Below are 20,814 nucleotides of genomic sequence, written 5' to 3' on the forward strand. Positions count from 1 at the left end.
GGCCCTCAGGGCGACGCAGCGGGATGTTCGTGCTGCTCGCGGTCCGCGTGGCCGTCGGAGTCATCACACCCGTAGCAGGCCGAACCGCACCCACGGCCCCTCCGTGTGCGCTGCGTCAGCGCTTCCGGGGCAGCCGCACGTACGTCACGGTGGTCTCGACGCCGCTGTCCACCAGCCGCCCGTTCTTATCGAATGCTTCCGCCCCGTCCCTCATCCCGAAGTCGTTGTCATTGATGAGGGCCAGCGTGCGACCGTCGACTGCGGCGACGCCTTCGATCTTGTCGGGTATGCCGTTGACAGCGCCCAGGTCGACGACAAGACGCTTGGCGAGGACGGGCACCCCGGAGGCCGCGGGGTCGTCGAGCTGCTCCAAGGAGGGCCGTGTGGTGGCCTTGTCCCACTTGCTGCCGAGGATGTCGGCCCGGCGGTTCAGTGCGACGGCCTGAAGCCTGGCGGCCTTGTCGGTGCGCTCCTGTACGAGCAGCCGGTCGCCGCCGATGGCCACCACGGAGGAGATCTTCAACTCCGAGGTGTCGTCCTCTCCGGGATCGACGACGTCCACCGCGTCGAACCGGTAGGCGTACTCGGCGGTGACCGCCTGCTTCTTCGGCGAGAAGCGCAGCAATCGCGCCGTGCGCGACGCTTCGCCCGCGTCCTCGTCGGGCAAGGACAGGGGACTCTGCACGGCCATCACCAGTTCGCCCCCGGGAAGCTGGGCGAGCCCTTCGAAGCCGCGGTTCGCCTTGCGGTGCAGCAGAACGCCGGGCAGCGCCTCGACCACCGGATAGTCGGCACCACGCAGCTTCAGCCCCTGCGGGACGTAGCGCTTGAGTACCTTCCCGCGCGCGGAGACATGGATCAGGGAGGGCCCGTACTCATCGACCAGCCAGAAGCTGCCATCGGCGGCCCGCACGATGCCCTCGGTGTCCAGCCCGTTCGCGTCGTACGTGACCGGGGTTCTCGCGTCATAGGAGTACGGCGCCTCATCGCGTCCTTCCTGGTTGGGCAGGCCCGTGACGGGCCTCCCTGAGGACGTCGTGAGAGGCAGGGCGGAGACGACCTTCACCTTGTCCCCGGAGACCCGGATCTTGACGATGGCCGGGTCGAAACGGGGGACCGGGAAGGTGCGGCGCTTCTTGCCGTCCACCTTGATCTGGCCGTTGGGCCCCCGGTCCGTGACCGTCCAGAACTCGCCCTTGCGGTGGGCCGGGTAGAGGTCACTGCCGATGCCGCCGAGATCCACTCCCCGGTCGTTGCGCACCGTCCCCGGCAGCAGGGCGTTGCTGAAAACGCCGAGAGGGATGTCTCCCAGGGCGGCCGCTGCGGTGATACGCGCCTGTTTGTGGCTCCCGCTCGCCTGACTGCCGGTCGCGGTGCCGGCAACCGCCAGCCCGGCCACGACGGCGAGCGGAATGCCGATGGCTACGGAGCGGCGGACGCGACGCCTGCGGGCGGCGTGCGGGGACATCGGGGCCTTCTGGGGCACGAGTTCGGTCACAGCGGCCAGACTTCGCCGCTGCCGAGAACAGGAAGAAGCTGTCAGATGAACGACATGAGACGCGCCGACGGCGCCTCCTGCGAGATGCAGGAGGCGCTGCCGGTGTGGCCGGCGCACGGGCGTCCGGCGCGAACATGCCGGTGAGCGGCGCATGCTCTCCAAGAACACCGCACGCCGCTGCCGGTGTGCCCGGCGCACGGGCGTCCGGCGCGAACATGCCGGTGAGCGGCGCATGCTCTCCAAGAACACCGCACGCCGCCCGCGCGGTCGAGCGAACCGCCTAGCCCGTCACCCGCAGACCGAGCACGCCCTTGTCACTCGCTGCCTCTCGCCATGGCCAGAGCCGTCGCCGGGTCATGGGCGGCCGGTCCCGCCGGGGTCCAGCGGCCGCGCTCCTTGCGGTAGGGCCACCAACGGCCGTCCCGCCCGTGGCGCAGCTGAGCGTCCGAGCCGACGACGGTCCACCGATTGCGAGCCGCCCGCAGTTGTGGGCGCTCACCCTCTTCCCAGGCCGCTTCCAGCGTGGCACGCGCGCGTGCCAGCGAGTCGTCTTTGGGTGTCCACTCCTCTTCGAGTACACGTAGCGCGGCTCGCCCCCCGTACCGCCAGGCCTGTACGGCGAGAGCGAGACCGTCGCGGCCGCGCTCCGACGCCGTCGCGAGCCGGGCCTGGACGGCGGGCCCCGGATCGGCGGCGGCCAGGCGTACGGCGTCCTCGCTCGCGGTCAACTCCTCCTCGATCGCATGCTGTTCATGACCAGGAGTGAGCGCGTCGGCCAACAGACGGTGCGCCTCGGCGGCCGCCTGCGCCGCCAGGAACTCCACGGCGGCCACGTCGAGCCCCTGCGCGGGCTCGGCCTCCGTGTCGAGCGTCGGCGGCAGTCCCGGCTCGGGTGGCAACGCGGGCAGGACGGGCAGCGGCGGCAGGATGGCGCCGTCCGCGTACGCCTGCGCGGCGCTGACGCCCTCTGGAGCGCCGTCCTCGGCCCCCTCACCGGGCTCCTGTGCCTCGGCCCGCGCAACGCTGCGCTCGTGCAGCTCGTCGAGGAGTTCACGCTCCCAGCGGCCCCGCATCAGCAGGAGCACGAAGGGGTCCTGATCGAGCAGCCGCGCCACCTGGTAGCAGAGCGCGGTCGTGTGCCCGCAGTGGTCCCACGCCTCACAGTCGCACTCGGGCTCCAGATCGCCGATGCCCGGCAGGAGCTCGATGCCTGCCGCCGCGGAGTCCTCCACCAGGTGCGGCGGCATGTCGCGGTCGAGGAGCGCCGCGATGTGCCCGGCCCGCTCAATGGCCATCGTCAAGAAGCGGTCCCACTCCTCTGGGCTCAGCTGCTGCAACAGCACATCGGAGCGGTGCGGGGTACCGTCGCGGTCCTTGACGACCGCGGTTATCCGGCCGGGCCGCACAGAGACCGCCCCCACCGCACCCGCGCGCGCGAGCCGACGGCCGGCCTTGAGCTGACCGTTGTCCAGGGCCGTGTCCTCCAGCGCCTTCAGCCAGGCCTGGCCCCACCAGGTCTGCGCGAAGCCCCGCCCGTGCGGAGGCGGCAGTGCCTCGAAAGTACGCTCGTCCGTAGCCCCCTCGGCGTGCTTGCGGCCGTCCTCGGCCTCATACACCTCGTCATGGATGTCACTCATCGCGTGCCCCCTCGCAGCTCCACCAGGTCCGACAGTTCAGCGTCGGTCAGCTCGGTGAGACCGCTCTCACCCGAACCGAGGACGGCGTCGGCCAACTCCCGCTTGCGCAACAGCATGTCCGCGATTCGATCCTCGATCGTGCCCTCGGCGATCAGCCGGTGCACCTGCACCGGCTGCGTCTGCCCGATGCGGTACGCACGGTCGGTGGCCTGTGCCTCGACGGCGGGGTTCCACCAGCGGTCGTAGTGCACGACATGCTCGGCACGAGTCAGGTTCAAGCCCGTTCCCGCCGCCTTCAAGGAGAGCAGGAAGACCGGCACCTCACCGTCCTGGAAGCGCTGCACCATCGCTTCGCGCTCCGCGACGGGTGTGCCGCCGTGCAGGAACTGCGAGGGGATACCGCGGTCCGCCAAGTGCCGCTCGATGAGCCGTGCCATCTGCACGTACTGCGTGAAGACCAGCACGCTCGCCTCCTCGGCGAGGATGGTGTCGAGCAACTCGTCGAGCAGCTCCAGCTTTCCGGAGCGGCCCGGAATCCGGGGCTTGTCCTCCTTGAGGTACTGCGCGGGGTGGTTGCAGATCTGCTTGAGACCGGTCAGGAGCTTGACGATCAGCCCGCGCCGCGCGAAACCGTCGGCTCCGGAGATCTCGGCGAGGGTCTCTCGGACCACTGCTTCGTAGAGGCCCGCCTGCTCCGCGCTGAGCGAGACGGCACGGTCGGTCTCCGTCTTCGGCGGCAGCTCGGGCGCGATCCCCGGGTCCGACTTGCGTCGGCGTAGCAGGAACGGACGTACGAGCTGCCCCAGCCGCTCGGCGGCGCCGGGATCCGCGCCGCCCTCCACCGCCTTGGCGTAGCGGGTGCGGAAGGCACCGAGTTTGCCGAGCAGGCCGGGGGTGGTCCAGTCGAGGATGGCCCACAACTCGGAAAGGTTGTTCTCCACGGGGGTGCCGGTGAGCGCCACGCGCGCGCGTGCCCCGATGGCGCGCAGCTGCTTCGCGGTCGCCGAGTACGGGTTCTTGACATGCTGCGCCTCATCGGCGACGACCATGCCCCAGGAGGTCTGGCGCAGCCGCTCGGTGTCGAGCCGCATCGTGCCGTAGGTCGTGAGCACGAACTCGCCGTCCGCCAGATCCTCCAGATTGCGCTGGGCCCCGTGGAATCGTCGTACGCGCGTGCCGGGTGCGAACTTCTCGATCTCTCGCTGCCAGTTCCCCATCAGCGACGTCGGACAGACCACCAGGGTGGGGCCAGCGGTGTCCTTCTGCGTCTGGCGGTGCAGGTGCAGCGAGATCAGCGTGATCGTCTTGCCGAGACCCATGTCGTCGGCGAGGCAGCCGCCGAGGCCGAGCGAGGTCATCCGCGCCAGCCAGTTGAGGCCGCGCAGCTGATAGTCGCGGAGCTCCGCGGCGAGGGCCTCGGGCTGGCCGACGGGCTCCATGCCCTCGGGGTCGGCGAGCCGCTCACGCAGAGTGGCGAGCCACCCCGTGGGCTCTACCTCGACGGGTCGCCCCCCGACCTCGGTGGTGCCCGTCAGGGCGGCGCTGAGGGCGTCGATCGGGGTGACCTTGCGGTCCTGCTGGTCGCGGGCGCGGCGGACCTCCTCGGGGTCGATCAGCACCCACTGGTCGCGCAGGCGCACCACGGGGCGGTTCGACTCGGCGAGGCGGTCCAGTTCGTCGCGCGTCAGCTGCTGGTCGCCCAGCGCGAAGCGCCAGTTGAAGGCGAGCAGGGCATCGGCGGAGAGAAACGACGGCGTGTCGGAGGACAGCTTGTCCGGCGTCTTCTCGTCGCCCTGCCGCTCGTCGTCCGGCGGGCCGATGACGGCGCGCGCGGTGAGACTGCGTGCCAGTTCCTTCGGCCAGTGCACGTCGACGCCTGCGGCCGCGAGCATCCGGGCTCCTTCGCCGAGGAGTTCGGTGACTTCCTCGTCGGCGAGTTCGATCGCGTCGGGCACGGTCGCCGAGAGCAGCGGGGCGAGCGGAGGCCACGCGCGCGTGGCGCGACGCAGCGCCAGGAGGGCATCCATACGAGAGCGCGACCCGAAGGCCTGCGCGGTCGAGCCGCTCCCTGCCCACACCTCGGCTGCGTCCGCGACCAGTGAGGGATCGCTGACGCTGTGCAGTTGCAGAACGGCACGGAAGGGAAGCCGCGTACCGTCCTCGGTGACCGAGACGAGGCTGGGGATCTCCACGCGCAGCGAGATCCGAACTCCGGCGTCGTGCCCCGCCGCCACGTCCGCGGCCCATGCCCGCTGCTCGGGGACGTGCTGTGGCTCCGGTGACGCGAAGACCGGCCCGCCCGCGGCCAGCACGGCGGCGGGGGAGCGGGGCAGGGTGTCGGCCACGGCATCGAGGAACTGTCGCAGCAGTCGCTCCGGCTCGGGCAGCCGCAGCGGTGTGCCGTCGTCCAGCGGCAGGGCGTGGGCGGCCGGTGGCATCGCCGCGGCGAGCTCACGCAGCCTCTGAAGATCCTGTGCCCCCAAGGGGCCGGCGCGCCAGGAGTCGTGATCAGCGGCCGATAGTCCCGGCAACAGCAGGCCGCGGGCGGCGAACTGTAGCGCGAGCACCCCCGCCGTCCCCCAGAAGGCAGCCGCCGGGTGGGTTCCCGATGCGGCACGCGCGCGCGTGAGGACCGGCAACGCGGCCCGAACCGGCAGCAGTACCGCGGACACGGCACTCAGTTCGACGTCGTCATCCCCCAAGAGGGCGACGGACAGCTCCTCGAAGGTGCCGTCGACGACCGCAGGCGGCTGCGTGCCATCCGGGCGCCAGAAGGCGACCCGGCCGCCGCGTGCAGGGTCGGCGGGCACGAAGAGAACAGAACAGCGCGACAGTTCAGAAATCTCGTCGGGGGAGACGACAGGGAGTTTGTGCACAGCGATGGCGCATTCCTCAAATTTGACTACTGAGACCGGAGCGGCCGAGAGTACATCATGTGCAAGGCTTTCCGGGTGACCGCGCGCGGTGATCCCGGTCACGTCTCGCGGAGGGGGTGTAGCCAACCCCCCTCCTCCGAAGGCGCTGTCCCCCGGTGGAACACGGGGGGTGCCGCCATGGTCGCCGCAGGTGACCGATCCGTACGTTGTGACAGGTCAAGCCCGTCGTCGCGGATACCGGAGACCCACCCATGCCCCAGGTCGCAGCAGCAGTCGCGGAACGGCCCCCAGCCACAGTCGGCAAGCAGCCCGCCGGAAGCGATTTCGCGCCCCTTCTGCGCACCGTCAAAGAGCAGGGGCTCTTGGACCGCCGAATCGGCTGGTACACACGCTCCATCGCGATCAACGCCCTGGCGCTGGTCGCCGTGGGCACCGGAATGTTTTTCGTCGGAGCTTCGTGGTGGGTGCTGCTGCTCGCCCCTGTCCTGTCCGTCCTGTGTGCCCGAACCGCCTTCATCGGCCATGACGCGGGCCATTCGCAGATCACCGGCAACCGGTCCGTCAGTCGGGTCCTCGGCCTCGTACACGGCAACCTGCTGCTCGGGATGAGCTCGGCCTGGTGGAACGACAAGCACAACCGGCATCACGCCAACCCCAACCACATCGAAAAGGACCCCGACGTCGTCGCGGACGTCCTCGTCTGGACCAGCAAGCAGGCGAAGGTCCGGGTGGGCTTTCGGCGTTGGCTCACCCGCAACCAGGCGTGGTTGTTCTTCCCGCTGACGCTCCTCCAAGGCATAGCCATGAAGATCTACGGCTTCCAGGATCTGCGCCGGCAGTCGCCGCGCGAACGCGTGGCGGAGGGGACGCTTCTTGTGGCCCACCTGGTGGGGTACGTGACACTGCTGCTCGCCACCATGCCCCTCGGTCACGCGATCGTTTTCGCCGTCATCCATCAGGCGCTGTTCGGCCTGCACCTCGGACTCGCGTTCGCCCCCAACCACAAGGGCATGGAAATGCCCGATCCGGACGGCGAGCGCTGGGGCCATCTGAGCCGTCAGGTGCTCACGTCCCGCAACATACGCGGCGGCCTGCTCACCGACTGGTTCCTCGGCGGGCTCAACTACCAGATCGAGCATCACCTCTTTCCCAGCATGCCCCGCCCTCACCTGCGGCTCGCCCAGCCGGTCGTGCGCGCCCACTGCGCCGCGCTGGGCATGTCGTACACGGAGGCTGAATTCGTCGACTCCTACCGTCAGGTGCTGCGGCACATGTACGAAGTCGGCGAGCCCCTGCGGATCGAGTAGGCCGCGGGCGGCGGCGGGCAGTTCACGTGCGACGAGCCGCCGGGTGAAGGCCAATGGCTCGGAAGTCGAGATCCAGTAGGGGACGACTCAGGGGTCTCTCAGGGTCGCGATCAGGAACCGTCTGAAGCCCGATGCCGTTTTCCCAGACAGAGAGCGGCGCCAGCCGCGAAGGAGGCGACACATGTCGAGGAACGCGAAGATCGCCGCAGGAGGTGTGGCAGCCGGGCTCATCATGCTGATCTGGCTGCCCTGGTGGGCCGCACTGCTGATCGTCCTCGGGGTCCCGGCGGCGGCCTATCTGACACTCGACCCCGGGCAGCGGCGCAGGCTGCGCCGCGTCACGCGCAAGGAGCTCGGCCGCTGAGGTCGCTGTGCGGCTTCGGTGCTCCGGTTCGCTCGCGGCCCGACAGACGTCGGTCCCGCGAGTGAACCGAACAGTACGTCGTGCCACCGAGCGTGTTCCTGCGGCCATTTCAGGTGGGGCGGACCGCCATCTTGTCGAGGGCCTCCAGGAGCGCCGGAAGCTCGGGGCCGCGACCCACCGGCAGCACTTCGCCGGGCTCCTCGTCCAGGAGTATGAACGCGATGTCGTCGGTCCGGGCGACCATGGACCAGCCGGGGCCGTCGACCCGCAGTGTGCGGGCATCACCCGTGGCGAAGGAGGACCGCACCCGGCCCAGGGGCGGAGGAGTACCGAGATAGGCACGCGCCTCGGCAAGGACGCGCCGGACGTCGGTCAGCGGCGCCTCCTCGGAGCCCGCCGGGGCCGCCTCCTGGGAGCTCTCCGGCGCGAAGTCGGCGTCATCTATCTGCTCCCGCCAGGCCGCCCACTGCAGCGCTATCTCGTCGGCGCCGAGGCGCCGTTGAGCCGGGCCCCAGGTGTCCGACCGCGGCGGTGCGAGAGGTTTCCGGTTCCCGTCCTCGGGATCCGGCTCCGGATCGTGTGGAGCGGGCACGCCGGGGGCCGCGACCGCGACGGCCAAGGGCCAGCCGGGCAGTGCGGCGACAACCGTGCGCTCGTCGGGGGACAGGTCGTACTCCATGCCGCAGTCCCACGAGGCGATCGCCACGGCCACGAGCGACACGTCGTCGACGACGACCGTCCATCGCGCGCCGTCGCCGTCCTGTCCGAGTACCAGCCCGTACCCGGCGGCAAGGGGCGCGAGGCCCAGCGCCGCACACGCCTGCGGATAGTCGTCGCCCAGCACGCTGGGGAACTTCGCGGGCGTGAGGAGAACCGCCGTCAGCACGTACAGCGCGTCGTCATCGGCGGCGACAGCGTCGTCCGTCCCGGCCATGCGAGCCTCCCATCGCTTCCTCTGTCGGCGCACCCTAACCAGTCGTCCCAGAGATCGTCGAGAGGTGGATGACCAGGAAAATCACCGAGGTCCCGCCACCGATCCGGCTTGCCCGGGGCAGACCACGGCTCAAGCGGCGGGCAGCCCCAGCAGCGCTCGAGCCACGTCCCGAGGTGACTCGTCACGTTCCCGCGCGAGGGCGATGACGGCCCGGCAGGCCAGTTCACTGACGCCGAAGGACAGCGCCTCTGGGGAGACCCAGCCCGTGGCTTCCGCCATCTCGTCCTGATCGTCCTCGGCGCAGGCCGCCACGTAGACAGCGGCCGCTTCGAAGAGATTGTGGGGGCGCTTGCGCTTCGCGGGGCCCTGCGCGCGCTCACCGTCGTCACGCCTGCCGGCACGCCATAACGTACGAAGCCTGTCAAACATGTGGTCGACCTTCCCCCGGGGTGTGGTTTACACCGCTGAGTGCTCATCTGCCGTTGCCCAAAGTAGAGTTAGCGCTTCGGTCACAGAAGGGGGAGCGCGCGGTGAAGCGTTTCGAACGGCTTGAGCAGATCAGGCGTCTTGACCCGGAGAAGGACTTCCTCGAGATCTACCGGCTCACCGCGACGTTCGAATTTCCGTGGGACTACACGCGCGCACTTGAACTCGCCCTCTACCGCACCTACGCAGTGCCCAGCATCGGCCGACTGCTCGCCGAGACGGCGGAGCTGACGGACCGTACGCAGAAGAGGTACGACGACACGGCGCTGCTCCTCGACACGATCGTCGAGCACGGATTCGAAAGCGACGAGGGCCGCACCGCCATCCGCCGCATCAACCAGATGCATCGCAGTTACGACATCAGCAATGACGACATGCGCTACGTCCTGTGCACGTTCGTCGTGGTGCCCAAACGATGGATCGACTCCTACGGCTGGCGCAGACTCTCGCGTCACGAGACGGTCGCCGCCGCCACCTATTACCGCACCCTCGGGCAGCACATGGGCATCAAGGAGATCCCGGGCTCCTACGAAGAGTTCGAGCGCTGCCTCGACGACTACGAAGAGGCCAACTTCGGCTGGAACCAAGGCGCGCGCGAGGTGTCCGACGCGACGCTCGACCTGATGGCCTCCTGGTACTCGCGCCCCCTGGCTCCCCTGCTGCGTTCCGCGACCCTCGCCCTGCTGGACGAGCCCTTGCTGCGCGCGTTCCACTACGAACCGCCGGGCGCCGTCACACGGTCGCTGGTGAGAGGCGCGGTGCGGCTGCGCGGGCGCGCCGTCCGCCTGCTGCCGCCACGCAGGGTGCCGCACTATGCGCGGCAGAACTGGGAAATCAAGGGATACCCGGACGGCTACGAGATCGCGGAACTCGGCACCTTCCCGGTGCCCGGCGCCCGCGGTTGCCCGGTGCCGCACAAGGCCAGGTCAGCGGCCGCTCCCACCGAGTGACGCCAACGTCTCGCGCAGCCAGGCCAATTCGGCCTGGCTGGTCGCGCGGGCGATCGTGAGGATGCCATGCCGGAAGGGGTCGTCGAGCTCCTCCGCGCGCAGCGGCCGCTCGCCCTCGTAGAAGAAGCTCGCCGGCTCCTCCAGGAAGGTCAGCCGCCTGCGCAGCACCGCGGCCTGGGCCGCCTCGTCGTCCAGGTGACGGAGGAACGCGAGCAACGTGAACCAGCGGTTCTCGTCGGTGATGTCGCCTCGCGCCGGTTCCGCGAGCCGCTCGCGCAGTTCCCGCTTGCCCTCCGGTGTGAGGGTCAGGACGTGGCGTGGCGCCGCGACGGCCCCCGGCTGCGTCTCACGGGCCAGCAGTCCCGCCTTCTCCAGCCGCTTGATGGCCGGGTACAGCGTGCTCTCGGCGACGGGCCGCACGTGCCCGGTCAGTGCGGTGATGCGCTTGCGCAGTTCGTAGCCGTGCAGCGGGGCGTCATAGAGGAAACCGAGGATGGCCAGTTCGAGCATGGTCCGCATTCTGCCGCACCCCTCACCGCTCCCGTTGTACCTCACGCTCGGCATACATCGGCCACGATGTATGGTGCGGGCAGTGCTCAGGAGGCCTGGCGAGCGGCGTCGCGGCGCCCGACATGACGACGAGAGGCGGGGGAAACGGCCATGAGAGAAGCACGATTCGACGCGCGCGGGAACCGCGTGCGGTGGACGGAGACCGGCGGGGACGAGCCGGCGAGGGTGTACGTGCACGGCCTCGGCGCGGCGTCGACCGTCTACCATGCGCATATCGCGGCCACACCGGAACTGGCGGGACGCCGCGCACTGTTCGTGGACCTCCCGGGGCACGGCATCAGCGACCGGCCGGCCGATTTCGGCTACACGCTCGAAGATCACGCACGGGCATTGGCCGCAGCTCTGGACGAGGCTCAGGTCGCCGACGCGGAGATCATCGGGCACAGCATGGGCGGCTCAGTCGCCATCGTGCTCGCGTACCGGCGGCCCGACCTGGTGTCGCGGCTGGTCGTCTCGGAAGCCAACCTGGACCCGAACCCTCCGCTGACGGCGGGTAGCAGCGGTATCGCCAGCTACGAGGAGGAAGACTTCGTCAAGGGCGGCGGCCACGCGCGCGTGCTGGAGAAAGTGGGCCCTACATGGGCGGCCACCATGCGGCTCACCGACCCAAGGGCCTTGCATCGAAGCGCGGTCGGTCTCATGGCGGGGACGCGGCCCACGATGCGCCGCATGCTGATGGAACTGTCCGTGGACCGCGTCTACTTGCAGGGCGCTTCGAGTGGTGAACTCCCGGGACGGGACGTGCTGAGTGCCTCCGGGGTGCGGGTGGTGACCGTGCCGGAAGCGGAACACAACGTCATGTTCGACAACGCCGACGCGTTCGCCGCCGAAGTCGCGAGGCGGCATTGAGCGTCGGCCCGAAGGCGGGGCTCGCTCAGTTCTCGCGTACGGCCAGAGCGAGGAAGCGGGCGTCCTCGTCGACGTATGACGTCATGTGCCAGCCGGAACCGGCGAGGAGCGGGCCGAGGTTGGCCTCCGCCCGCAGATCGTCCGACGTGATCCGGCGTCCCTGACGGGCCGCGAGCGCCGCCCGGCCGATCGGGTGGAAGAGGGCGAGCAGCCCACCGGGGCGCACCACTCGCCGCAGCTCCCGCAAGTTCTCCGCGGGATCCGGCAGATGCGCGATGAGTCCGGCACCGAAGACCGCGTCGAGCGACTCGGCGAGCAGCGGCAGCCGTGCCACGTCGGCGAGGAGGAGCTGACCGTCGCGATCCCTGCCCGCTTCTCTCGCGGCCTCCAGCATGGCGGGCGTCAGATCTGCGCCGAGTACGATCCCTGATGCCCCCACGGCGTCCCTGAGGGCGGGGAGGGCGCGTCCGGTGCCGCAGCCCGCGTCGAGTACCCGGGAGCCGGGGCGCAGCCGGAGCTCGGCCACGGCTGCCCGGTACGCGGGCCCGTCGGCAGGGAATCGGGAGTCCCAGTCGGCCGCGCGGGCCGTGAAGAATTCCTGGACCTTTGTGTGGTCGTCGCTCATGGGCCCCATGTTCCCGCAAGAACCGCACGCACGTTGGAGGTACTCGTTCGAGCGTGACGCGATCGTTCACGACCCTCTCTCTGTCATAGTCCGTCAGCTTTCAAAACGCGTGTACCGGTATCGCCATGGACTTCGAAGGAGGTGCTAACAGGTCTGGTCGAATACGCCGGGCGGGCGTACACCGCCCGGCCGCTCGACTCGGTGTGCTGACTCTCAGTCGGAGACAGCGGCGTACGCGAGCACCTTGTCGATCTTCACGCGGACCAGGAGTTCGCCGGGCACGCCGTTACGCTTGCCGAACTCCTCGGCTCGTTCCTCGCCCATATAACGGGCGCCGAGCCGGGCGGCCCAGTGCCGGACCTGGTCGATCTCCTCGATCAGTTCAGCGTGGCCCTGCAGGACGACGAAGGCGAACGGCGGCTGATCGTCGTCCACGCACAGCGCCACACGCCCGTCGCGTGCGAGGTTCCGTCCCTTCACCGTTTCCCTGCCGGTGTTGAACACGAGGTCGTCCCCGTCCAGCAGGAACCAGATCGGTGCGATGTGTGGGCTGCCGTCCGCCCGGACGGTCGAGAGCTTGCCGGTCCGTGTGCCGTGCGAGATGAAGGCCCGCCATTGGTCATCGGTCATCTTCTGTGCCATGTCCTCATCATGCTTGCCGGGGCGCCGGTCGTGGGGAAGGCTGGCAGGTCAGATCCTCCAGCCAGGGGGAGCGGACGCGGGGAGACGGGACCATGGGGCAGAGCACGGGGCTGGGCTGGCTGCTGGACGACCTGACGCAGCGGATGGAACACGTACGGCATGCGCTGGTGCTCTCCAACGACGGGCTGGTGACGGCTGCGAGTTCGGACCTGAAGCGTGAGGACGCGGAGCATCTCGCCGCGGTCTCGTCGGGACTTCACAGCCTTGCCAGGGGATCAGGACGCCACTTCCACGCCGGCAATGTGCGGCAGACGATGATCGAGTTCGACGACGCCGTCCTCTTCGTCACAGCGGCGGGCGACGGCAGTTGCCTCTGTGTCCTGAGCTCCGCGGAAGCCGACATCGGTCAGGTCGCCTACGAGATGACGCTGCTCGTGAACCGTGTCGGCGAGCACCTGGGCGTCGGAGCCCGGCAACCGGAACGCACGCCTGTCGTGGACCTCTGACCTGCGCTGACGCTGTCACGACAAGAGTTATCCACAGGCCCAGCGAGGATCGCGGTGGTCGGGCTACGGTTTTTCCCGAGAGCAATCACGTCTCACGGGGGAGAACCACCATGACAAGTGACACCATCACGCAGGCGGCCGATGCGGCTGCCGTCCGACCGCCGATCACGCCGAGCGGTGCCGCGAGGGAACTGGGTCTGAAGCGCGGCGAGTTCGACCTCGCGGTGATGTTGGGGCGCATCCGCACCGTCGGGGACACCCGGAGCGGTCAGCGTCGCGTGTCACGTGAGGAGATCGACCGCGTACGCGGAAGCGAAGGCTTTCCCGAGTCGTTGCGCAAGGACATCAGAGCCGTGGGTACCACGGAGGGCGCGAAGGTCATGGGCATCAGCCCGGCCCGCTTCACCCGGCTCGCCCGAGTCGGTGCGCTGACGCCGGTCAAATTCTACTTGAACCGGTACCGAGCGGTCGTCTGGCTCTATCTCGCCGAAGAGCTGCGCCAGTTCGCCGAGATCGCGGCCAACGCCGGCCTCCTCACGGGACGCACGCCGGCAGCGTTGCGCGCACGACTGGAAGAAGGCCAGGACCTGAGGGCGCGCAACTGGCGGGGCCGCTACGCGGATTGCCTGCTGCGCCAGGCCGAGGACCCTTGGGAGCGCGCCGCCGCCATGGCCTCGCTGCTCGACCCGGTGCAGATCGCGCAGATCATCAGGGATCCGTACGAACGCGCCTACCTCAACCGTCTCAAGCCCGTGCCGCGCACCCACGGAGCACCGGACTCGCCCGTGGCTCGCATCGTCGAACGGATCACCACCGCTGACGACCCGGACGAGGTGCGCTGGCTGCGCTCCAGTCTGCTGATCGGCCTCGTTCAGGCCCGCGCACAGCGCCCGGCGCCCCGACCCGCACAGCGCCCGGCGCCTCAGCCGATGCCCGAACGGGCAAGTCTTGCAGCGGAGCACGCCCTCCCGAGAGAGGTGGTGCTCGACGCCTCGGCACAGGAGCCGCGAGGTCTGCGGAGATGGCTGCGCCGCAGGCGGGCGTAGTCCGGTGGGCGCACGCCATCCATATCGGCGCTGCTACATCGTCGCGTGGAGGTCCTTGGCGTACTCCTCGATGGCAGGACGGTAGCCCGCAATCTCCGGATCTCTGCTCGTGGCGGCAAGCAGCGTCAGGAGCAACTCCATCGCGTCGTGGGTCCGGCCTGTGTTGTACAGCGCCATGGCCAGGAACGTCTTGAGCGCGCCGTCGTCGGGGAACTCGGCCGCCGCGTCGCCAAGCGTGGTGACGGCTTCCTCGTAGCGGCCAAGGCTCCTGTAGGTGCTGCCCAGGCCCAGGAGCGCTCCCCGGCGGTCGTCATCGGAAAGCCCTTCTCCGGCGAGCGCGCGCTCGTAGTAGGGAACGGCTTCGGCCTCCAGGCCCAGCGTGTCGTGGACCCACGCGGTCTGGTACGCCACCTCGGCGTCCTGCGGCCACCGCGCCGAGAGAGCGACCAGCCGCTCTCGGGCTTCCTCCCTTCGACCTGCCTCGCGCAGCCCGACCGCCTCGGCAAGGAGCCCATCCCTGTTCTCGGCACTCTCGGCGCTCCCCGCCGTGTTCTCGCTCAACTGCCCGCCCCCTCGTCGCGTTGCCCTCATCATCCCGGGTCCATCCGGGATCCGTCCCGGGCCCACTTCTGATCCACCCATGAATCCGATCTGAACGGAAGCGCAGATGCCCGACCTGACCCGCTCCAAGCCTGCTACCCCGGGTGCTTCAACCGGCCAGCTCCTCTTCGAGCCACGTGCGGCCACGCGTGCGCGCGGTGAGTCGCACCCCGCCCAGGCGCGCGGCGAGACGCTCTGCCTCACCCCGCACAGCGCTCTGCGCGTCGCTCCCGACGTCTTCCAGGAACCTGCACACGATCTCACCTCGGCTGTCCTGAGCCCACCCCCCGACGATGCGGCCGTTCCACCACAGAGACGGGCCGATGTTGCCGTTTCTGTCGAACAGACGGGGGCCGTGGTCGCCGAGGAACCAACCACGGTTCTGCCAGCCCATCGGAGTCGAGTCGAGCGCCGGGAGCAGGGCGGCCCACGGCTCAGGTGGAGGAGGCTCCTCCATGTCGTCGGGAAGCAGCAGACCGGTCACTCCGTCCAGGTCGACCTCGACAGGGCTCAGCTCCGTCAGCGCACGCTTCGTCTGGGTCTTGGTCCACCCGGTCCACCAGCGCAAATCATCCGCCGCGGCCGGACCGAACGCTCGGAGCCACCGCCGGGCGAGTTCGAGCTGGGCTTCCTGGGTGTCCCAGTCGGCGAGCCCGCCAGGGAACCAATCCGTCAGCGGGGCCCAGCGGTACTGGTGAGAGGTCCACGTGCCGCGGGGGCGTCCACGTACGACATGGCCCTCGGCGGCGAGCAGGAGAAGGAGCCTGCTGGCCAGTTTCTGCCGGCCCTCGTAGCTCTTGCCACGCGCCATCACGAGCTCCGTGCTCAGGCGTGGGTCGTCGCTCGCCAGCTCGGCCGCCGTTGCCTCGCCCCGCTCCTTGAGGGCCCGCAGAGCCGCCTCCTCGGCCTCCGCCAGCCACGCGGCGATTCCGGCCGGGTCCGCGGCGACGCCGGTCTCCGTGAGCATGCCGAGGAGGAGGCGGCGCTCCCGGGCGGCGACCGCGCGGGAACACGCGGCTCGCAGCACGGGAGCTACATCAAGGGACGTCACGAAGACCGTGCGGCGCATTCCCATCAACCGGATCACCGACCGGTCCTCGTAGAGCGCCCGCTCCACGTCCGCTACACGCCCGTCCCGCATACGGGCCCAGGCGCCCACGTACACCGACGACGGATCAGTGCCGTGCAGCGCCAGCAGAGACCGTGCCACCTCGGCCGGATCGTCCGCCCTGGTGTCGGCTGTCAGCCGATGCCGAAGTGCGAGTCGCGCCCGACGCTCGGCCACGCTTATTCGTCGCACCATGCCTCCCGCAAGGATCCTCTGCCGCTCAGGCGCCTGGCGCCGGGCTGTCCATGTGGCGCTCCCCGTATGGGCGGAACAGCCCTTCCTGGACGACCGACACCAGGAGCCGGCCGTCGGTGTCGTAGATACGGCCCCGGGCGAGGCCGCGGCCCCCCGTCACGATGGGGGACTCCTGGTCGTACAGGAACCACTCGTCCGCCCGGAAGGGGCGGTGGAACCACATGGCGTGGTCGAGCGAGGCCATGTCGAAGCCACGCGGGCCCCACAGGGGCTCCACCGGGATGCGCACGGCGTCGAGGAGCGTCATGTCGCTCGCGTAGGTGAGCGCGCAGGTGTGCACGAGCGGGTCGTCGCCCAGCGGGCCGACGGCGCGCATCCACACCGCGCTGCGCGGCTCCGCGTCCTTGATCTCCTCGGCGGTCCAGCGCAGCCGGTCCACATAACGGATGTCGAAGGGCTGGCGCCGCGCCATGCGCTCCAGCTGCTCAGGGAGCGCACCGAGGTGCTCCTTGATCTCGTCGACGACCGTCGGAAGCGACTCGGGGGCGGGAGCCTTGAGGCGCGGCGGCAGCTGGTGTTCGAACGCGCCCTGCTCGGGCTGATGGAAGGAGGCGGTGAGATTGAAGATCGTGCGGCCCTGTTGGACGGCGGTGACGCGGCGCGTGGTGAAGGAGCGCCCGTCCCTGACCCGCTCGACCTGGTACACGATGGGCACGCCCGGGCGGCCCGGACGGAGGAAGTACGCGTGCAGGGAGTGCACCGGGCGGTCGCCCTCGGTGGTGCGGCCCGCTGCCACCAAGGCCTGTCCGGCGACCTGTCCGCCGAACACCCGCTGGAGGGATTCCTGCGGGCTGCGGCCCCGGAAGATGTTGACCTCGATCTGCTCCAGGTCCAGCAGATCGACCAGCCGGTCGGCGGGATTACTCATGACAGTTCCTCGACTCCTGTCCGGGACGCGTGCTTCCTCCGGGCGGTCAGAGCTGGCCGACGTCCGTGACCCGGACGATGGCGCGGCCCTCCTCGTCGGAGGCCGCGAGATCGATCTCCGCGCTGATGCCCCAGTCATGGTCGCCGTTCGGGTCGGCGAACGTCTGCCGGACGCGCCACAGACCGTGCTCCGGATCCTCCTCGATGCGCAACAGCTTGGGGCCGCGCGCGTCGGGGCCGGTCCCGAGATCTTCGTACTCGTCCCAGTACTTGTCCATGGCCTCGCCCCAGGCGTCCGCGTCCCAGCCGGATTCGCCGTCCAGTTCGCCGAGCTCCTCGACGTGATCGAGAGCGGCGAGCTCGACCCTGCGGAACAGCGCGTTGCGCACGAGGACGCGGAAGGCGCGGGCATTCGCCGTCACCGGCTTGACCTGGTCGGCCTTCTCCTGGGCCTCCTCGGCCGTCATGACCTCGGGGTTGGCAAGCTGCTCCCACTCGTCGAGGAGGCTGGAATCGACCTGACGGACCATCTCACCGAGCCAGGCGATCAGATCCTCCAGATCCTCCGACTTCAGGTCGTCCGGGATGGTGTGCTCCAGCGCCTTGTACGCGCTCGCGAGGTAGCGCAGCACGATGCCCTCGGTGCGGGCGAGCTCGTAGAAGGAGGTGAACTCAGTGAAGGAGAGCGCCCGTTCGTACATGTCACGGATGACCGACTTCGGGGAGAGCGGATGGTCGCCGACCCACGGGTGGCTCGTGCGGTACGTGTTGTACGCGTGGAAGAGCAGCTCCTCCAGGGGCTTCGGGTACGTGATGTCCTGGAGCCGCTCCATCCGCTCCTCGTACTCGACACCGTCGGCCTTCATCAGCGCGACGGCCTCACCGCGCGCCTTGTTCTGCTGGGCCGCGAGGATCTGGCGCGGGTCGTCGAGAGTGGACTCGACGACGGACACCATGTCGAGGGCGTACGACGGGGACTCGGGATCGAGCACTTCGAAGGCGGCGAGGGCGAACGTGGACAGCGGCTGGTTGAGCGCGAAGTCCTGCTGAAGGTCGACGGTCAGCCGCACGATGCGGCCGGTGGCATCCGGCTCGGCGAGCTTCTCCACGACGCCGCCGGCGAGGAGCGAGCGGTAGATCGCGATAGCGCGGCGAATGTGCCGGAGCTGCTGCTTGCGCGGCTCGTGGTTGTCCTCGAGGAGGTGACGCATCGCCTCGAAGGCGTTGCCGGGACGGGCGATCACGGAGAGCAACATCGTGTGCGTGACCCGGAAGCGGGACGTCAGCGGTTCCGGCTCGGACGCGATGAGCTTTTCGAAGGTGTTCTCGGTCCAGCCGACGAAGCCCTCGGGAGCCTTCTTGCGAACCACCTTGCGACGCTTCTTCGCGTCGTCGCCCGCCTTGGCGAGCGCCTTCTCGTTCTCGATGACGTGCTCGGGTGCCTGGGCGACCACGAGGCCCGCGGTGTCGAAGCCCGCGCGCCCGGCCCGCCCGGCGATCTGGTGAAACTCCCGCGCGCGCAGCGTGCGGACGCGGCTGCCGTCGTACTTGGTGAGTGCGGTGAAGAGCACCGTGCGGATCGGGACATTGACGCCGACCCCGAGGGTGTCCGTGCCACAGATGACCTTGAGGAGACCCGCCTGCGCGAGCTTCTCCACCAGGCGGCGGTACTTCGGCAGCATGCCGGCGTGGTGTACGCCGATGCCGTGGCGCACGTAGCGCGAGAGGTTGCGGCCGAACTTGGTGGTGAAGCGGAAATTGCCGATCAGATCGGCGATCTTGTCCTTCTCCTCGCGCGTGCACATGTTGATGCTCATCAGCGACTGTGCTCGCTCGACGGCCTGCGCCTGCGTGAAGTGAACGATGTAGACCGGCGCCTGCTTGGTCTCGAGCAGCTCCGTGAGTGTCTCGGTGATCGGCGTCAGACGGTACTCGTAGGAGAGCGGGACGGGACGCGTCGCGGACCGCACCACCGAGGTGGGCCGACCTGTGCGGCGGGTCAGGTCCTTTTCGAACATGCTGACGTCGCCGAGCGTCGCCGACATGAGGATGAACTGCGCCTGAGGCAGTTCCAGCAGGGGGATCTGCCACGCCCAGCCGCGGTCCGGCTCGGCGTAGAAGTGGAACTCGTCCATCACGACCTGGCCGATGTCGGCGTACTTGCCGTCCCGCAGCGCGATCGAGGCGAGGACCTCGGCCGTGCAGCAGATGACGGGGGCGTCGGCGTTGACCGACGCGTCGCCGGTGAGCATGCCGACGTTCTCGGTGCCGAAGAGCTTGCAGAGGTCGAAGAACTTCTCCGAGACCAGTGCCTTGATGGGCGCCGTGTAGAAGGTCACCTTGTCCTGGGCGAGGGCCGTGAAGTGAGCGCCCGCCGCCACCAGGCTCTTGCCCGAGCCGGTCGGCGTGGACAAGATCACGTTCGCTCCGGAGACCACCTCGATCAGCGCCTCCTCCTGGGCCGGGTAGAGAGTGATCCCCTGATCCTCGGCCCACGACGAGAAGGCTTCGAAGAGGGCATCGGGGTCGGCATCCGGCGGCAGCTGATCAATAAGGGTCACACCCCCATCTTGCCTTCCTTCTCACCCGATCAGGGAACCGGAGGTCCCGACGAAGATCACGACCGCTACGCTGTGTCGCCAACGGGGCGTCAGAACAATCGAAATGGGGCGGGCGACAGCAATGATGGGACCGGCACACTCACTGTCGGGGGCGGCGGCCTGGCTCGGAGTCGGCGCGGCTGCCGCGGCCGCGGGGCACACGATGCCCTGGCCGGTCCTCCTCGTAGGAGCCCTGATCTGTGCCGGGGCGGCGCTCGCGCCCGACCTCGACCACAAGTCGGCCACCATCTCGCGCGCCTTCGGGCCGCTGTCACGCGGGCTGTGCGAGATCGTCGACAAGCTCTCCTACTCCGTCTACAAGGCGACGCGCAAGCAGGGGGACCCGCGCCGCTCGGGCGGGCACCGCACGCTGACGCACACCTGGCTGTGGGCGGTGCTGATCGGCGCGGGGGCCTCGGCCCTGGCGATATCCGGCGGGCGCTGGGCGGTCCTCGCGATCCTCTTCGTCCACATGGTGCTCGCCATCGAAGGCCTGTTGTGGCGGGCCGCACGCGGATCGAGCAGCGACGTGCTGGTGTGGCTGCTCGCCGCGACGAGCGCCTGGATCCTCGCCGGGATCCTCGACAAGCCCGGCAATGGCTCGGACTGGCTGTTCACCGCGCCGGGCCAGGAGTATCTGTGGCTCGGGCTCCCGATCGTCCTCGGAGCGCTGGTCCACGACCTCGGGGACGCCCTGACGGTCTCCGGATGCCCGGTCCTCTGGCCCATTCCCATCGGACGCAAGCGCTGGTACCCGATCGGGCCCCCGAAGGCGTTGCGTTTCCGGGCCGGCAGCTGGATCGAGCTGAAGGTGTTGATGCCGGTGTTCATGCTGCTCGGGGGAGTGGGCGGCGCCGCCGCGCTCAACGTCATCTGAGGGCCGACCCTCGCACGAGACTGGCCTGCGCCACCGGGCGGTGCGCTTCCGACCCACCGATTACCGCTGAGCCCGTGGTCGGCGCCGCGATGCCTGCGACAGGGCGGATCGGAACGGTCTCGGATGCGTCGGTGAGGCCGACGATGATCAATCCGGGCGCGGCCGCCCCCGCTCACGCGCGAATGGCCGCCCCCGCCCATGCAAGGGCCGTGGGCCC

19 protein-coding genes are annotated in these 20,814 nt (G+C 69.5%); 7 read left to right on the forward strand and 12 right to left on the reverse strand.

Translation table 11 applies throughout. The annotated features are described in order from the left end of the window. Positions 1-115: 115 nt before the first annotated feature. The 3 genes from ACF062_RS18295 to ACF062_RS18305 form a co-directional block, all read right to left on the reverse strand. Positions 116-1,468 (reverse strand): esterase-like activity of phytase family protein, encoded by a 1,353-nt coding sequence (locus ACF062_RS18295; protein WP_392140231.1) that lies wholly within the window; start codon positions 1,466-1,468, stop codon positions 116-118. A 344-nt stretch (positions 1,469-1,812) separates the two neighbouring features. Beyond that, the gene (locus ACF062_RS18300; RefSeq protein WP_392139276.1) at positions 1,813-3,135 is read right to left on the reverse strand and encodes an SWF or SNF family helicase; all 1,323 of its coding nucleotides are present in this window, start codon (positions 3,133-3,135) and stop codon (positions 1,813-1,815) included. Next, positions 3,132-6,011: a DEAD/DEAH box helicase gene (locus ACF062_RS18305; RefSeq protein ID WP_392139278.1), complete on the reverse strand. Its 2,880-nt coding sequence runs from the start codon at positions 6,009-6,011 to the stop codon at positions 3,132-3,134. The genes ACF062_RS18300 and ACF062_RS18305 overlap by 4 nt, the downstream gene beginning before the upstream one ends. A gap of 251 nt (positions 6,012-6,262) precedes the next feature. On the opposite strand from ACF062_RS18305, the gene ACF062_RS18310 reads away from it, so the two are divergent. Next, positions 6,263-7,318, forward strand: coding sequence for a fatty acid desaturase family protein (locus ACF062_RS18310; protein ID WP_392139280.1), 1,056 nt, complete (start codon positions 6,263-6,265; stop codon positions 7,316-7,318). Positions 7,319-7,499: 181 nt separating this feature from the next. Further along, entirely contained in the window at positions 7,500-7,682 is a 183-nt protein-coding gene (locus ACF062_RS18315) for a hypothetical protein (RefSeq protein WP_392139282.1), read from the forward strand. 109 nt (positions 7,683-7,791) lie between these two features. Here the strand turns inward: ACF062_RS18315 and ACF062_RS18320 are convergent, their stop codons facing one another. Both ACF062_RS18320 and ACF062_RS18325 read right to left on the reverse strand, forming a co-directional pair. Then, on the reverse strand, positions 7,792-8,616 hold the full coding sequence (locus ACF062_RS18320; protein WP_392139283.1) for a hypothetical protein: 825 nt from the start codon (positions 8,614-8,616) through the stop codon (positions 7,792-7,794). A gap of 129 nt (positions 8,617-8,745) precedes the next feature. Beyond that, positions 8,746-9,045: a hypothetical protein gene (locus tag ACF062_RS18325; protein WP_392139285.1), complete on the reverse strand. Its 300-nt coding sequence runs from the start codon at positions 9,043-9,045 to the stop codon at positions 8,746-8,748. A gap of 101 nt (positions 9,046-9,146) precedes the next feature. Here ACF062_RS18325 and ACF062_RS18330 point away from each other — a divergent pair, with 101 nt between their 5' ends. Further along, positions 9,147-10,052 (forward strand): oxygenase MpaB family protein, encoded by a 906-nt coding sequence (locus ACF062_RS18330; protein ID WP_392139287.1) that lies wholly within the window; start codon positions 9,147-9,149, stop codon positions 10,050-10,052. On the opposite strand, the gene ACF062_RS18335 is transcribed toward ACF062_RS18330, so the two are convergent. Beyond that, positions 10,029-10,562, reverse strand: coding sequence for a PadR family transcriptional regulator (locus tag ACF062_RS18335; protein WP_392139288.1), 534 nt, complete (start codon positions 10,560-10,562; stop codon positions 10,029-10,031). The genes ACF062_RS18330 and ACF062_RS18335 overlap by 24 nt on opposite strands. A gap of 150 nt (positions 10,563-10,712) precedes the next feature. On the opposite strand from ACF062_RS18335, the gene ACF062_RS18340 reads away from it, so the two are divergent. Beyond that, positions 10,713-11,471, forward strand: a complete 759-nt coding sequence (locus ACF062_RS18340; RefSeq protein WP_392139290.1) for an alpha/beta fold hydrolase — start codon at positions 10,713-10,715, stop codon at positions 11,469-11,471. A gap of 25 nt (positions 11,472-11,496) precedes the next feature. Here the strand turns inward: ACF062_RS18340 and ACF062_RS18345 are convergent, their stop codons facing one another. Next, positions 11,497-12,096, reverse strand: a complete 600-nt coding sequence (locus ACF062_RS18345; protein ID WP_392139291.1) for a class I SAM-dependent methyltransferase — start codon at positions 12,094-12,096, stop codon at positions 11,497-11,499. Positions 12,097-12,309: 213 nt separating this feature from the next. After that, positions 12,310-12,738 carry a PPOX class F420-dependent oxidoreductase gene (locus ACF062_RS18350; RefSeq protein ID WP_392139293.1) on the reverse strand — a complete coding sequence of 143 codons (429 nt, stop codon included), beginning with the start codon at positions 12,736-12,738 and terminating at the stop codon, positions 12,310-12,312. Positions 12,739-12,830: 92 nt separating this feature from the next. Here ACF062_RS18350 and ACF062_RS18355 point away from each other — a divergent pair, with 92 nt between their 5' ends. After that, positions 12,831-13,244: a roadblock/LC7 domain-containing protein gene (locus ACF062_RS18355; RefSeq protein ID WP_392139295.1), complete on the forward strand. Its 414-nt coding sequence runs from the start codon at positions 12,831-12,833 to the stop codon at positions 13,242-13,244. A 110-nt stretch (positions 13,245-13,354) separates the two neighbouring features. Beyond that, on the forward strand, positions 13,355-14,290 hold the full coding sequence (locus tag ACF062_RS18360) for a DUF6397 family protein (RefSeq protein ID WP_392139297.1): 936 nt from the start codon (positions 13,355-13,357) through the stop codon (positions 14,288-14,290). 33 nt (positions 14,291-14,323) lie between these two features. On the opposite strand, the gene ACF062_RS18365 is transcribed toward ACF062_RS18360, so the two are convergent. The 4 genes from ACF062_RS18365 to ACF062_RS18380 form a co-directional block, all read right to left on the reverse strand. After that, positions 14,324-14,881 carry a tetratricopeptide repeat protein gene (locus tag ACF062_RS18365; RefSeq protein WP_392140233.1) on the reverse strand — a complete coding sequence of 186 codons (558 nt, stop codon included), beginning with the start codon at positions 14,879-14,881 and terminating at the stop codon, positions 14,324-14,326. A 118-nt stretch (positions 14,882-14,999) separates the two neighbouring features. Continuing rightward, positions 15,000-16,193 carry a winged helix DNA-binding domain-containing protein gene (locus ACF062_RS18370; RefSeq protein ID WP_392139299.1) on the reverse strand — a complete coding sequence of 398 codons (1,194 nt, stop codon included), beginning with the start codon at positions 16,191-16,193 and terminating at the stop codon, positions 15,000-15,002. Positions 16,194-16,218: 25 nt separating this feature from the next. Beyond that, entirely contained in the window at positions 16,219-17,121 is a 903-nt protein-coding gene (locus ACF062_RS18375; protein WP_320591785.1) for an acyl-CoA thioesterase II, read from the reverse strand. Between the two features lie 46 nt (positions 17,122-17,167). Beyond that, a complete protein-coding gene (locus ACF062_RS18380; RefSeq protein WP_392139301.1) occupies positions 17,168-19,681 on the reverse strand; it encodes a DEAD/DEAH box helicase in 2,514 nt (837 codons plus the stop codon). Positions 19,682-19,802: 121 nt separating this feature from the next. Between ACF062_RS18380 and ACF062_RS18385 the strand changes: the two genes are divergently transcribed. Beyond that, positions 19,803-20,597 (forward strand): metal-dependent hydrolase, encoded by a 795-nt coding sequence (locus ACF062_RS18385; protein WP_223772982.1) that lies wholly within the window; start codon positions 19,803-19,805, stop codon positions 20,595-20,597. Positions 20,598-20,814: the final 217 nt, after the last annotated feature.

It is taken from the genome of Streptomyces sp. NPDC015345 (assembly GCF_043078805.1).
Lineage (GTDB): Bacteria > Actinomycetota > Actinomycetes > Streptomycetales > Streptomycetaceae > Streptomyces.